The organism is Trinickia sp. NRRL B-1857 (assembly GCF_050470685.1).
GTDB lineage: Bacteria > Pseudomonadota > Gammaproteobacteria > Burkholderiales > Burkholderiaceae > Trinickia.
This window is the reverse complement of sequence record NZ_JBFLUK010000001.1, coordinates 2,284,195-2,298,114: the sequence shown is the minus strand read 5'-3', so window position 1 is coordinate 2,298,114 and position 13,920 is coordinate 2,284,195. Positions and strand designations below refer to the sequence as shown.

At 63.9% G+C, this 13,920-nt stretch carries 11 protein-coding genes and 1 pseudogene; 6 read left to right on the top strand and 6 right to left on the bottom strand.

Going from position 1 to position 13,920, the window contains the following annotated elements:
* The first annotated feature begins 82 nt into the window (after window positions 1-82).
* The 3 genes from AB1286_RS10215 (at window position 83) to AB1286_RS10205 (ending at window position 5,801) form a co-directional block, all read left to right on the top strand.
* Complete coding sequence (locus AB1286_RS10215; protein ID WP_430363171.1) at window positions 83-559, top strand: peptide-binding protein; 477 nt, start codon at window positions 83-85, stop codon at window positions 557-559.
* A gap of 561 nt (window positions 560-1,120) precedes the next feature.
* The gene (locus AB1286_RS10210; protein WP_430363170.1) at window positions 1,121-2,227 is read left to right on the top strand and encodes a porin; all 1,107 of its coding nucleotides are present in this window, start codon (window positions 1,121-1,123) and stop codon (window positions 2,225-2,227) included.
* Window positions 2,228-2,384: 157 nt separating this feature from the next.
* Window positions 2,385-5,801 (top strand): methylmalonyl-CoA mutase family protein, encoded by a 3,417-nt coding sequence (locus AB1286_RS10205; protein WP_430363169.1) that lies wholly within the window; start codon window positions 2,385-2,387, stop codon window positions 5,799-5,801.
* A 20-nt stretch (window positions 5,802-5,821) separates the two neighbouring features.
* Here the strand turns inward: AB1286_RS10205 and AB1286_RS10200 are convergent, their stop codons facing one another.
* On the bottom strand, window positions 5,822-6,391 hold the full coding sequence (locus AB1286_RS10200) for a flavodoxin family protein (RefSeq protein ID WP_430363168.1): 570 nt from the start codon (window positions 6,389-6,391) through the stop codon (window positions 5,822-5,824).
* Between the two features lie 109 nt (window positions 6,392-6,500).
* Between AB1286_RS10200 and AB1286_RS10195 the strand changes: the two genes are divergently transcribed.
* A complete protein-coding gene (locus AB1286_RS10195; protein WP_430363167.1) occupies window positions 6,501-7,469 on the top strand; it encodes a LysR substrate-binding domain-containing protein in 969 nt (322 codons plus the stop codon).
* Window positions 7,470-7,472: 3 nt separating this feature from the next.
* Here AB1286_RS10195 and AB1286_RS10190 read toward each other — a convergent pair whose 3' ends face one another.
* Window positions 7,473-8,429: an NAD(P)H-dependent flavin oxidoreductase gene (locus AB1286_RS10190; RefSeq protein WP_430363166.1), complete on the bottom strand. Its 957-nt coding sequence runs from the start codon at window positions 8,427-8,429 to the stop codon at window positions 7,473-7,475.
* A gap of 192 nt (window positions 8,430-8,621) precedes the next feature.
* Between AB1286_RS10190 and AB1286_RS10185 the strand changes: the two genes are divergently transcribed.
* Window positions 8,622-9,560 carry an alpha/beta fold hydrolase gene (locus AB1286_RS10185; RefSeq protein ID WP_430363165.1) on the top strand — a complete coding sequence of 313 codons (939 nt, stop codon included), beginning with the start codon at window positions 8,622-8,624 and terminating at the stop codon, window positions 9,558-9,560.
* A 79-nt stretch (window positions 9,561-9,639) separates the two neighbouring features.
* Here AB1286_RS10185 and AB1286_RS10180 read toward each other — a convergent pair.
* Window positions 9,640-10,107, bottom strand: a pseudogene (locus AB1286_RS10180) (Lrp/AsnC family transcriptional regulator); the annotation flags it as partial.
* Between the two features lie 141 nt (window positions 10,108-10,248).
* On the opposite strand from AB1286_RS10180, the gene AB1286_RS10175 reads away from it, so the two are divergent.
* On the top strand, window positions 10,249-11,187 hold the full coding sequence (locus AB1286_RS10175) for a DMT family transporter (protein ID WP_430363164.1): 939 nt from the start codon (window positions 10,249-10,251) through the stop codon (window positions 11,185-11,187).
* A gap of 170 nt (window positions 11,188-11,357) precedes the next feature.
* Here the strand turns inward: AB1286_RS10175 and AB1286_RS10170 are convergent, their stop codons facing one another.
* The 3 genes from AB1286_RS10170 to AB1286_RS10160 all read right to left on the bottom strand — a co-directional run bounded on the left by AB1286_RS10170 (window position 11,358) and on the right by AB1286_RS10160 (window position 13,918).
* Window positions 11,358-11,885 carry a YbaK/EbsC family protein gene (locus tag AB1286_RS10170; protein ID WP_430363163.1) on the bottom strand — a complete coding sequence of 176 codons (528 nt, stop codon included), beginning with the start codon at window positions 11,883-11,885 and terminating at the stop codon, window positions 11,358-11,360.
* A 43-nt stretch (window positions 11,886-11,928) separates the two neighbouring features.
* A complete protein-coding gene (locus AB1286_RS10165; RefSeq protein ID WP_430363162.1) occupies window positions 11,929-12,852 on the bottom strand; it encodes a hydroxymethylglutaryl-CoA lyase in 924 nt (307 codons plus the stop codon).
* A 109-nt stretch (window positions 12,853-12,961) separates the two neighbouring features.
* Window positions 12,962-13,918 carry a 2-hydroxyacid dehydrogenase gene (locus AB1286_RS10160; protein ID WP_430363161.1) on the bottom strand — a complete coding sequence of 319 codons (957 nt, stop codon included), beginning with the start codon at window positions 13,916-13,918 and terminating at the stop codon, window positions 12,962-12,964.
* Window positions 13,919-13,920: the final 2 nt, after the last annotated feature.

Sequence of the window (13,920 nt, the reverse complement as noted above, 5' to 3'; positions counted from 1 at the left end):
TGACGACCGCTCGGTAAAGAAGGCGCGTATCGCGCGCCGGTGCGCGACAGCATTCCGGGGACGGTAGGCGAGTGCATCGATCATGGCGGATTGCGTATTGAAAATCATGGGGCGGTGGGTGGCGGTCGTGCTTTGCACGCTCGTGGCTTCGATCGTCCATGCGCAGCCGCCGCACGGCCGTGAGGCTTGGTTCGCGCCCTCTCGCGGCGCGGCGCTCTGGCGGGCGCCGAATCCGCGCGGCGTTCCCAACCGTGTCGCGGCGGCGCCGATCAGGCGCCCTGCCCATCGCACGTTCGTGATGTCGACCGATCCGTATGGGCGCGGCAGCGCACGAATGGTGCCGGCCCCCGTGGTCGAGCCCGCCACGGTCCCGCTGCGTCCCGTCAGCGACGAAGCGCGCATGCTTGCACGCGAAGGCGGTGCAGCGTATCTGCGCGCGGGGTCGATCCGTGCCGATATCGCCCGCTACAACGAAGAGCGCGAAGCCACGCATGTGGCCCCCCCGCCGAATGCGCGCGTCCCCCGGCCGCCGCCATCGCCCTCGATCTACCGCAATTGATTCGATGCGCCGAGGGCATTCGATGCCCCCTTGTCCGGACATATCCCGCCCTTTTTCGCGCCACGCTGCGATCGCCGCGTTCAGCGTCATTGCCGCGTTCGATCGCGGTTCCTTCGTTTGGCCGTTTCCGAACCTGTTGCGCCGATAGCGATTCGCCCCTGACGTTGTGATGCAAATTCGCCACACTTTCGCACCCTGAACCCCGCTTTCCTTCGTCAACGAAGCACTCCTCGGACGAAATCATTTTGTCGTCCGGCACTCGTGCGTCATATTCCTCCCTGTTTCCGAAGTAGCGGCCGAAAGCGAGCACCCGCGTGCGTTTCCGGCCGTTTATGACGCGCGCTCGACGTGCACCGATTTGTGCCGTTGCACCGAGCATGGGCAAGCGCGCCTTCGCATGCAGCACGATTAAGCGAATCGCTATACCGGCAATAAGCGGACGTAATTTTGTCCGGAAATATGGTCCGTAACGATGGTTTCGCCCCCCGAAACAAACAGGCGACCCACAGCGCCGCAAGCGGTTTGCACGTATCACTTTTCTGACAAAAGACAGGAGAACTTATGAAAGCCACCGTCAGCCGCGCGCTGAAAACAAGTCTTCGCATGGCGGCCGTCGCCGCCTTCGCCGCCGCGGCAGGCACTGGCGCGCATGCTCAATCGAGCGTGCAGCTCTATGGCCAGGTCGACACTTGGGTCGGCATGCAGCAATTTCCGGGCGGCCAGCGCTCGTGGGTGGTGGGCGGCGGCGGTATGTCGACCTCGTATTGGGGCTTGAAGGGCTCGGAGGATCTCGGCGGCGGCTATAAGGCCGTCTTCACGTTGGAAGACTTCTTCCTGCCGCAAAACGGCAACTACGGCCGGTTCACGGGCGACAGCTTCTTCTCGCGCAACGCCTACGTCGGCATTCAATCGCCTTACGGCACGGTGACGGCCGGCCGCCTGACGACGCACCTGTTCGTCTCGACGATCCTGTTCAATCCGTTCATCGATTCGTACACGTTCTCGCCGATGGTCTACCACGTGTACCTCGGCAATACGGCGACGCCGACCGGCGCGACGTACGGCACCGATATGGGCATCGTCGGCGATTCCGGGTGGAACAATGCGGTTCAGTACTCCACGCCCGATTACAACGGGCTGTCGGCCAGCATCATGTACGGACTGGGCAATCAAGCCGGCAACAACGGCGCGAAGAAATGGAGCGCGCAGTTCCTGTACTTCCACGGCCCGTTCGCCGCGACGGGTGTCTATCAATACGTGAACTTCAACAACAGCCCGGGCGACCTCGTGAACGTGCCGGCATTCGGTACGATCGTTCCGTTCAAGAGCCAAAGCGTCGCGCAGCTCGGCGCGAGCTACGACCTGAAGGTCGTGAAGTTCTACGGCCAATACATGTACACGAAGAACGACAACCTCACGGGCGGAAGCTGGCACGTGAATACGGGGCAGGGCGGCGTGACGGTGCCGGTGGGCCCGGGTTCGGTGATGGCGTCGTTCGCGTACTCGCGCGACGCAGGCGGTCTCGACCAAACGCGCCGCACGTGGGCGGTCGGGTACGACTATCCGCTGTCCAAGCGCACCGATTTGTACGCCGCGTATATGAACGATAAGTTGAGCAGCTTGTCGACGGGGCAGACGGTCGGCGCGGGTATTCGGGCGAAGTTCTAAGCGGCCGATCCGCTCTGTTACGGCCCAAGGCCGCGGCACGTCTCGTCCCGCCCCGGCCTTGGCCGCCGCGCGTTGGCGCGCGCACCGAGCCTCGCCGCCGGTTGCCTATACTGCAAGCATCAGCTTCGCAGCCGGCAAGCGTGCAAGAGGCTCAGTCATGACCGATCTTTCCGCGCCGCAACGTCAGCGCGCCACGCATTTGGCGCCGGCTCCCCGCTTGCGCTTCGTCACAGCCGCCGCGCTCTTCGACGGCCACGACGCCGCGATCAACATCATCCGCCGTATCTTGCAAGCGAGTGGCGTCGAGGTTATCCATCTCGGTCATAACCGCTCGGTTGCCGAAGTCGCGCGCGCCGCGCTCGATGAGGATGCCGACGCGGTGGCCGTGTCCAGCTACCAAGGCGGCCACCTCGAATACTTCAAATATCTCGTCGATGCGCTGCGCGAAGGCGGCGGTGAACGCATCGCCGTCTTCGGCGGCGGTGGCGGCGTGATTCTCCCCGACGAGATCGACGAATTGATGCGCTACGGCGTCGCGTGTCTCTATTCGCCGCAGGCGGGCCTGCGGCTCGGCTTGCAGGGCATGATCGACGATATGATCGCGCGCTCTCGACGGACGCAGGCTAGCGCCGACGCACCGCTCGAGATCGAGTCGGCCTCGCTCGTCGAGGCGATCGGCGGCAGCGGGTGCGACGCGCGGCGTGCGTTGGCGAAACTGATCTCCGCGCTGGAGAACGGGCACACGGATGGCGCGATGCGCGCCGCGCTGGCCGAGCGCGCGAACGCCGCGGCGCGTGTGCCGGTGCTGGGCGTGACGGGCACCGGCGGCGCGGGCAAGTCGTCGTTGACCGACGAGATCGTGCGGCGGTTCAGGCTCGATTACGGCGATACGCTTTCGATCGCGATCCTTGCGATCGATCCGTCGCGGCGCAAGTCGGGCGGTGCGCTGCTCGGCGACCGAATCCGAATGAATGCGATCGCCGAGTGGGGGAACGGTCCGCGCGTCTTCATGCGTTCGCTCGCCACGCGCCAAGCCGCGACCGAATTGCCCGACGTCATCACCGATGCCATCGCCGCCTGCAAGGCGGCCCGCTTCGATCTCGTCATCGTGGAAACGTCGGGCATCGGGCAAGGCGATGCCGCCATCGCGCAAGTGGCCGATCGCTCGCTCTACGTGATGACGCCCGAGTTCGGCGCCGCGAGCCAGCTTGAAAAAATCGACATGCTCGACTTCGCCGATTTCGTCGCGATCAACAAATTCGATCGCGCCGGTGCGCTCGATGCGCTGCGCGATGTCGCGAAACAGATGCAGCGCAATCGAGGCGCCTTTGACGAGGCGCCTGAGCGGATGCCCGTCGTCGGGACGATCGCTTCGCACTTTAACGACGACGGCGTCACCGTACTCTATCGACGCATCGCCGATGGGCTGCGCGAATTCGGCTTACCTACGCCCACGCCCGGCGCGCGCTTGCCGTGCGCGAACGCACACCATTCGCAGGCGGACGATGCGATCGTGCCGGTTGCACGCACGCGCTATCTGTCGGAAATCGCCGGCACCGTTCGTGCCTATCGCGCGCGGGCGATGGAGCAGGCGCGGCATGCGCGAGAGCGTTGGCAACTGACCGAAGCCAAGCGAATCGCGATCGAAGAGGGCGATCGCTCGATAGCGGAGAAAGCGCGCGCAGCGACGGAGGATGCGTCAGGGGCTGAGGCCGCTCCCGCATCGAACGCGAGCGCGCCAAAGGGCGCCGTGGCCGCGTGCCTCGACGCGTTGATTGCCGCGCGCGATGCGCGTCTTGGCACGCGCGAGCGCGCACTGCTCGAAGCGTGGCCGCGCACGGTAGCCGAATACTCGGGAGACGAGCGGGTTGTCACGATACGCGGCCGCGAATTGCGCACGCCGCTTGCGGCGACGACCCTTGCCGGTATCTCGATCCGCAAGGTGTCGCTGCCGAAGTTCGCCGATCCCGGCGAGACGCTGCGCTGGCTCATGCTTGAAAACCTGCCCGGGTACTTTCCGTTCACGGCCGGCGTCTTCCCGTTCAAACGCGAGAACGAAGACCCGACTCGCATGTTCGCGGGCGAAGGCGACCCGGCGCGCACGAATCGCCGCTTCAAACTGCTTTCCGAAGGCATGCCGGCACGGCGGCTCTCGACGGCCTTCGACTCGGTCACGCTTTACGGCGAAGACCCCGACGAGCGCCCGGACATCTACGGCAAGATCGGCAACTCGGGCGTATCGGTCGCGACGCTCGACGACATGAAAACGCTCTACGAAGGCTTCGATCTGTGCGATCCGTCGACATCGGTGTCGATGACGATCAACGGCCCGGCCCCGACGATTCTGGCGATGTTTTTCAACGCGGCGATCGATCAACACGTCGATAGGCTGTGCGCGCGTTGCGCGGACGAAGGGCGCGAGCCCAGCGAGGCCGAGATCGCGCAGACGCGTGCGCACGCGCTGCGCGAAGTGCGCGGCACCGTGCAAGCCGACATTCTGAAAGAGGATCAAGGCCAAAACACCTGCATCTTCTCGACCGAGTTCAGCTTGAAAATGATGGGGGACGTGCAGGCCTATTTCATCGAGCACGGCGTACGCAATTTCTATTCGGTTTCGATCTCGGGCTATCACATCGCGGAGGCCGGCGCGAACCCGATCACGCAGCTCGCCTACACGCTGGCCAACGGATTCACTTACGTCGAAGCCTATCTCGCGCGCGGCATGTCGATCGACGAATTCGCGCCGAACTTATCGTTCTTCTTTTCCAACGGCATGGAGCCCGAATATACGGTGCTCGGCCGGGTGGCGCGCCGCATTTGGGCCGTCGCGTTGCGAGAGAAATACGGCGCGAACGAGCGCAGTCAGAAGCTGAAGTACCACGTGCAGACATCGGGCCGCAGTCTGCATGCGCAAGAGATCGCGTTCAACGATATCCGCACGACGCTACAAGCGTTGATCGCGGTCTACGACAACTGCAATTCGCTGCACACGAACGCGTTCGACGAAGCGATTACGACGCCGACGGAGGCATCGGTGCGCCGGGCGATCGCCATTCAGCTCATCATCAATCGCGAATGGGGATTGGCGAAAAATCAGAATCCGAATCAAGGCAGCTTTGTGATCGAAGAGCTGACGGATCTCGTGGAAGCGGCAGTGCTCGACGAGTTCGATCGTTTGACGGCCCGGGGCGGCGTGCTAGGCGCGATGGAAACCGGATATCAGCGCGGACGTATTCAAGACGAATCGATGCGCTACGAACATCGCAAACACGACGGCTCGTATCCGATCGTCGGCGTCAATACGTTCGTTGGCGAATCGGCGCCCGAATCGCACGGGCCGCTCGCGCTGGCGCGTTCGACGCGCGAGGAAAAGCAACGTCAACTCGAGCGGCTACGTGCGTTTCATCTGAATCACGGCGATGAAGCGGGACCGATGCTCGAACGCTTGCAGCACGCGGCGATGAATCGCGAGAACGTGTTTGCCGTCTTGATGGATGCGGTGCGCGTTTGCTCGCTCGGGCAAATCACGCATGCGCTTTTCGAGGTGGGCGGGCAGTATCGGCGAAACACGTAAGTGCGCGAACGGCATCCCGCTCAGGCAGCGACCCGCGCCGATAACAAGGCGCCGATTTCATCGACGATCGCGGGTTCCGCGAGTGCGTCGCCGGGGCGGTTGCCGAATGCGACGACCGAGCCTCGGAATTGCATGCCGAGATACTCGGCGGTGAGCCGCAGCGAGTCGACGAGCGGTTCGGCTACTCGCCGGTTCTCGTCGCTGACCGTCGTGACGACCGACAAGTGTTTGCCCGCCATGCGCTGCTTGAAATCGGCGCCCGGCACGCGCAACCAAGCGCTCCAATAATCGAGGTAAAGCTTGGCATCGGCCGGCAGGCTGTACCAATAGAGCGGCACCGCGAAGACAAGGTGCGATGCGGCCAACGTCCGTTCGAGCAAGAATCCCTCGGCCCCTTCGGGTGCGCGGTAAACAGGCGCGCTTTCGTGCCGAATATCGACGAACGGAGGTAGCCGATGGTCGCCAAGATGGATCCACTCCTGCGTCGCATCGGCAGATAGGCCTGCGGCCGCTAGCCGCACGAGCTGTTCGGTGTTGCCGTTGCGTCGTGCGCTTCCGAGCAAGAACAGAAACGATTCGTTGGGATTCATCCGGACTCCTAAGTGTGCTCATCGATCGGAGTGCCAGCATAGGCGGCGGTCCAGCGCCGCGACAAACGAGATTTTTCCCGCGTCAGATTAGTTTGGCTAAACTGGCGAGATGCCCAATGTCATCTCGATCCACAATCTGCCGTTGAGCGCCTTACGTGCGTTCGAAGCCGCTGCCCGTCTCGGGAGCTTTAAAGCCGCGGCTGCGGAATTGTTCGTCACACCCGCGGCGATTAGCCAACAAGTGACGGCGCTTGAAACCTATCTCGGCACGCTGCTGTTCGAACGGCTCAATCGAGCGGTGCGTCTGACGGCGACGGGGGCTACTTTGGCGGGAGACGTATCCAGCGCATTCGCGCAAATGCAGGCGGCATTGATTGCAGCCGCCCCCTCGCACGCACACGCGCGCAATACAGTCGTGCTCAGCGCCGTGCCCTCGTTTGCGTCGCGGTGGTTGGTGCCTCGACTCGATCGGTTTTACGAGCGCCATCCGCAGATCGATTTGCAGTTGATGGTGTCGGAGACGCTCGTCGATTTGGCCGTCGACGCGCGCGTCGATCTTGCGCTGCGCTATGGCCCCGGCCCCTACCGGCAGCTGGACGCTCGGCGGCTTGCATTCGTCGATCTCGTGATGCCGGTATGCAGCCCGGCGCTGCGCGCCAAACTGCCGGCGGAGCTTTCGCTCGTCGGCCGGTCCGTGCCGGCGCCGTTGTTGCGCGTCCCACTGCCGCCGACGACTGCGGGGTCGCGCGGTGCGCGGCCTGCTAACGTCTGGACCGCATGGCTCGCGGCGACCGGCAGGCAGTCGCCGGCTTGGCTTGCCGCGGCCGAATCGGGGCCGTTTTATAGCTTGATGCACTTGGCGATCGAGGCGGCGATCGCGGGGCGGGGCATTGCGCTCGCGCCGTTCTCGCTCGTCGCCGACGATTTGGCCGAGGGCCGGCTAGAACGCGTCGGTACCGAGGCGGTGCCCGACGTCAACGCGTTCTGGCTGCTCGCTCGTAAGACGCAGACGGAGAAGCCTGGGGTGAGGGCGTTCGTAGAATGGCTGCATGGCGAGGTCGCGGCCTCGCCCCGATGACGATCAGCGCAGCGATAGACGCTCGCGCGCTTCGTCGTATTCGCGCTTCAGTCGTTCGACGAGTTCTGCCACGCTCGGCACGTCGTCCATCAAACCGACGGCTTGGCCGGCGCCCCAAATGTCCTTCCACGCCTTCGCTTTGTCGCTCGCGAAGTTCATCGCGGTCTTATCGGAGATCGGCAGTGCATCGGGGTCGAGCCCCGCGTTGACGATGCTCTCGCGGATGTAATTGCCGTGCACGCCCGTGAAGAGGTTCGTGTAGACGATATCCGATGCGCTCGCATTGACGATCGCGCGCTTGTAGTCGTCCACCGCGTGCGCTTCGCGCGTCGCGATGAAGCGCGTGCCCATATAGGCGAGATCGGCACCCATGGCCTGTGCGGCGAGAATGGAGCCGCCGTTGGCGATCGCACCGGAGAGCACGATCGGGCCGTCGAAGATTCGGCGTACTTCGCCGACGAGCGCGAACGGCGAGGTGGTCCCCGCATGTCCGCCGGCGCCGGCCGCGACGAGAATCAGCCCGTCCACGCCGGCTTCGAGCGCTTTCTGCGCGTGGCGCAAGTTGATGACGTCGTGCAGCACGATGCCGCCGTAGCTATGAACGGCATCGATGATTTCTTTCGCCGGCGCACGCAAGCTCGTGATGAAGATCGGTACCTTGTGGTCGACGCACACGCGCACGTCATGTTCGAGCCGCGCATTGGACTGATGCACGATCTGATTGACGGCCATCGGCCCGATACGCGCATCGGGATTCGCGGCGCGATGCGCAGCCAGCGCCTCGTCCATCTGCGTGAGCCATTCGTCGAGCAATTCGGCGGGCCGCGCGTTCAACGCCGGAAACGAGCCGACGATCCCCGCCTTGCATTGCGCAAGCACGAGCTCGGGATAGCTCACGATGAACATCGGCGACGCGACGATAGGCAGCGTCAGATTCTGTAGGACGGCAGGCAGAGCCATTGCGCGTGTCTCCTTTTTGATTAAAAGAACGAACGTTCGAATTATAGGCGATGAAAGTGAGGCCGCCCGGCTGCTTTGCTTTCGAGTGAGTGCTCTGGTTCTACGTTTCGTGGCGTTGCGAACGAGCAGACGTCATCCACACACCTAGAATACGAATGGTTCGAACAACGATAAGAGGCAGGAGCGAGCGCTATGAGTTTCGCCGACTTTACTCCGTTTAGCGTCGACGCCGACGGCGTCGAAATCTTTGGATTGACGGGCGGCGACGGTCCCCCTTTATTGCTGCTGCACGGGCATCCGCAAACGCATCGCATTTGGGAGCGCTGCGCGGCTCGGCTTGCCGAGCACTTCACCGTGGTGGCTACAGATCTTCGGGGTTACGGACAGTCGGGCAAGCCCGCGAGCGATGCGTCGCATACGCCGTATTCGAAGCGCGCCATGGCGGCCGATCAAGTTGCGGTCATGCGTCATTTCGGATTCGATCGCTTTCTGCTGTGTGCGCACGATCGCGGCGCACGGGTCGCGCACCGAATGGCGCTCGATCATCCGGACGCCGTCGAGCGCATGATGCTGCTCGACATCGCGCCGACGCTTGCGATGTACGAGGCGACCGACCGCGCATTCGCGACGGCCTACTTCCATTGGTTCTTCTTGATCCAGCCCGAGCCGCTTCCCGAGACGCTGATCGGCGCGGACCCGGAGACCTACGTGAAATCCGTGATGGGCGGCCGCCATGCGGGGCTCGAACCGTTCGAGCCGGATGCGCTGCGTGCGTATTGCGATGCGTTGCGTGCGCCCGGTGCGGTGCATGCGATGTGCGAGGACTATCGCGCCTCCGCCACGATCGATCTGGAGCACGACCGCGCCGATCTCGAGCGGGGCCGTAAGATCGGCTGCCCGCTGCGGGTGCTCTGGGGCGCGGAAGGTGTCGTCGCGCGCTGTTTCGATCCGTTGCGCGAGTGGCAGCGCGTCGCGCGCGATGTGAGCGGCCGCGCCTTATCTTGCGGCCATTACATCCCCGAGGAAGCGCCCGACGAGCTCATCGCGGAGATCCACGATTTCTTCGAGGCGGACGAATCGGGCGAACGCATGGTGCGCAGCGAAACGCGCGTCAACGAACACCGCGCTTGAGTGCGCGCAGCTTGCCGTCCGGCTCGGCGTCTTTGCGCGCCGGGCCGGCGCCGCGCTGTGTGCGCGGTTCGGCCGCGCCGAGCGGGGGCAAACGCCGTGAGACCGGCGTCGCTTTAACGATCGCGGTGCTGGTCTCGGCACGCTCGCCGACTTTGACGAGGATTTCGTCGAGTTCCTCGATGTTGCGCAAGAAGAGGCGGCAGATAAAGCAATCGTCGCCCGTGACTTTGTCGCACTCCACGAACTCGGGGATGCGGCGAATCTCTTCTTCCACCAGATGCAATTGCCCCGGCAGCGGCTTGACACGCACGATCGCCTGCAACGTGTAGCCGAGCGCGCGCGGATCCAACTGCACGGTATAGCGTTCGATGACGCCTTGCGCCTCTAGGCGCCGTAGGCGCTCCGTCGTACTCGGCGCCGAGAGCCCGATCTCGCGGGCGAGATCGGCCACGGCGGTACGTGCATCCTCGGCCAGAAGACGCAGCAACGCGCGATCGGTGGCATCGAGGTCCGGCAGGCTAGCGCCATCGGCAAGGCGTTTTGGCATTTCGACCTTCGTTTCGAAGAGAGAAACTGGATTTTGCCTAAGTTTATCCCTGTCTTCGCGTAGTTCAAGTCGTTAGACTGATTTGCATCGATCTTCGACTCTCGGCGCGTTGCGACCGACATCACCCAGACAGGTGCATTCATGGCTAACGATACAAGCAAGGAAATGCGGCGCGGCGCGCTCGAGATGGTTGGCGCGATGTTGATCTCGGGCACGATCGGATGGCTCGTCGTGGCGTCCGGACAATCGCCGCAAAACGTCGTATTCGTGCGTTGCGCGCTGGGCGCGCCTACGCTCTTGGCGATTTGCATGGCGCTCGGGATCGTCCGTCGGGACATGTTGACCTGGCGTACGCTGGCGCTTGCCGCCGCGGGCGGAGCGGCGATCGTCGCCAACTGGGTCTTGCTGTTCGCGGCGTACTCGCGCGCCTCGATTTCGATGGCGACGGTGGCCTATAACACGCAGCCGTTCATGCTGGTCGCGCTCGGCGCGGTCGTGTTCCGGGAACGCATCACGGCCTCGACGGCCGCATGGCTCGGCGTCGCCTTTCTCGGGCTCATGCTCGTCGTGAAGGTGCAGCCCGCGGTGCTCGCGGTACCGGGGCAATATCTCGAAGGAATCGGCTACGCACTCGGGGCCGCTTTTTTCTACGCCGTGTCGTCGATCATCACGAAGCGGCTCAAGGGCACGCCCCCGCAATTGATCGCGTTGATTCAGGTGACGCTCGGCGTGTTCCTGCTCGCGCCGTTCGTGAACTACCACGCGTTGCCCGCCACATTCTTGCCTTGGGCGGATCTGGGCACGATTGGGGTGGTCCACACGGGCCTCGTCTACGTGCTGCTCTATAGCGCCATTCAGAAATTGCCGACCCCAATGACGGCCGCGCTGTCGTTCATCTACCCGATTGTCGCGATCGTCTGCGACCGATTTGCATTCGGGCAGACCCTTGCTTGGGTGCAGCTCGTGGGCGCAGCGTTGATCCTGCTGGCCGCCGCCGGCGTGAACTTCGGCTGGCGCATCGTGCCGCGGCGCCAGCGCGGCGCGGTCCCGTCAAGGCAAGGCGCCGCGCAATGCGACTGAAAGTCGCCGTCGTCGTTCCGCAGGGAAATCACCGATGCGTGCGATAAGCACGCATCGGTATCATGACACCTGACGCTGATCACGTCGGAAATTGTGCCGTTCGTCCTCGATGATGAACGGCTTTCTTTTTTGGTGCTCGGATCGAGCGCGCCCCAAAGGGCGCAATGGGCTCAGGCTCGCAGCGCCACGTCCACGACGGGCGCACCCGTCATGGCGATCAACTCCTGCGGCGACAGATTGAATACCGCGTGCGGGTGGCCGGCCGCGGCCCATAGACTGTCCAACTGCAATAAATCGGAATCGATGAGCGTGACCGGCGCGGTGAGATGCCCGATCGGGCACACGCCGCCGATCGCATAGCCGGTCTTTTCTCTGACGAATTTCGCGTCGGCGCGCGCGATGTCGCCGACGTGTCGCGCGACCTTCTCCTCGTCCACGCGATTCGCGCCGCTTGCCACGACGAGCACGGGCGCGTCGTCGTTACGGCGGCGGAACAGAATCGACTTCGCGATTTGCGCGACCGAACAACCGAGCCCGGCCGCGGCCTCGGCCGACGTCTTGCCGGTTTGCGGCAGCATCACGACCGGCTTCTCATGGCCGCATTCGCGCAGCAGCAAGGCCACGCGCTGCGCGGAGTCGGGCAGCGCGACGAGCGGCTCGGATGCGTCGGATGCATCGGGCAGGTTGGTCGATCTCAAGTGGGCATGTTCCATCTTGCGTTGTTTTCCCCCGTGATCCGATTTACGAGGCGCATGCGGCGTTCGCCGCCTTGGCGAGCAGGGCCCGTCCCACTCGCGAGGCGTTCGTGCGTCCGATCGCCTTCGAAATGAAATCGCCGATGCTCACGACGGCATCCAAGTCGACACCGGTCTCGATGCCGAGGCCGTTCATCAGATAGAGCACGTCTTCCGTCGCGACATTGCCCGTTGCACCCTTCGCATAAGGACAGCCCCCAAGTCCAGCGACCGATGCATGGAAGATCTCGATGCCTTCGAGCAGCGCCGCGTAGATGTTCGCCAGCGCTTGTCCGTACGTGTCGTGAAAATGCCCCGAGAGCTGCTCGCGCGGAAACACCTTCGTGACGGCCGCGAAGACTTCTCGCGTGCGTCCCGGCGTGCCGACGCCGATCGTATCGGCGATGTCGATTTCGTCGCAGCCGAGCGCCGCCATGCGCTGCACGACGTCGACGACGGCCGGCACCGGCACGTCGCCTTGGTAGGGGCAACCGAGTGCGCACGAGATGCTGCCGCGCACGCGCATGCCGCTTTCCTTCGCGGCACGGGCGACGGGCTCGAAGCGCGCGATGCTGTCGGCGATGCTGCAATTGATGTTCTTCTGCGAGAAGGCTTCGCTCGCGGCGCCGAAGATGACGATTTCATCGGCTCGCGCGGCCAATGCGCCGTCGAAGCCTTTCATATTCGGCGTCAGAACGGAGTAGATCGTCCCGGGCCGGCGTTCGATCGCGGCCATGACCTGCGCGCCGTCGGCCATTTGCGGGACCCACTTCGGCGAGACGAACGATGCGGCTTCGATATTACGAAAACCCGCGGCGGAAAGCCGATTCACGAGATCGATCTTGACCTCGGTCGCAACGAACTCCTTTTCGTTTTGCAAGCCGTCGCGCGGACCGACTTCGACGATCTTCACTGCGTGGGGTAAAGACATGGAACGTCTCCTCGATGCTATTCGTTTGGAATGCTAAACAAAACGAATCGGCTCGACGACGCATCGAGCGCATCTATGCGCCGAGCCGCGAGCCGCTTCTTTGCGTGTTTCAGTAGCCGCGATCGAGATCGACGATACCGCCGATCGTTTCACCGCGTGCAAGCGCTTCAATCTTACGCGCAATTTGCCGGACCGCCGGTTCGCGTAGCGTGAGCGCGGAGATATGCGGGGTGATCGTCACGCGCGGCATGCGCCAGAACGGGTGCGCGGCCGGCAGCGGCTCTTGAGCGAAGACATCGAGCGTGGCCGCGGCGAGGCGCCCCGTATCGAGCGCCTCGATCAGATGGGCCTCGACGAGGTGTGTGCCGCGTGCGAGGTTGACGAGATAGGCGCCTTGCGCGAGGCGGGCGAATAGATCTCGGTTGAGTATGCCCTCGGTGTCGGGGGTACTCGGTAAGAGATTGACGACGAGTTTCAACCCGTCGAGGAAGGTAGGCAATGCGCTTGCGCCCGCGAATGTCGTGACGCCTTCGATCGTCTTCTTGCTACGGCTATAGCCGCGTACGGACAAACCCAGGTCGGCGAGCCGCTTCGCCACGTGTGCGCCGAGCATGCCAAGGCCCATCACGCCGATGTGAAACGCGTCGCGCGCATGCGGTTCGAGCGGGCGCCACGGCGCGGCGCCGGCGTTCTCGCGTTGCGCAAGTTCGTACTCGTCGAACCGGCGCATGTAGCGCAGCGCGGCGTAGATCGCATATTCGGCCATTTGCTCGGCCATTCCGGCGTCTTCGAGCCGCACGAGCGGGACACCGGACGGCAACGTCCCGGGCGCTCGCCGTTCTAGTGCGAGTAGCGCGTCCACGCCGGCGCCGAGCACGAACATCGCGCGCAGGTTGTCGCGCCGCACGAATAGTTCGGCCGGCGGGCGCCAGAGCACGGCGTAATCGGCTTCGGCCGTATCGCCGGGCGACCATCGGCGCACGTGAGCGGCCGGCAGCGCGCGTTCGAGCGCCGCGATCCACTCGGGGGCGTCCTCGGCATGCGGGGTATGCAAAAGAATCTTCATGC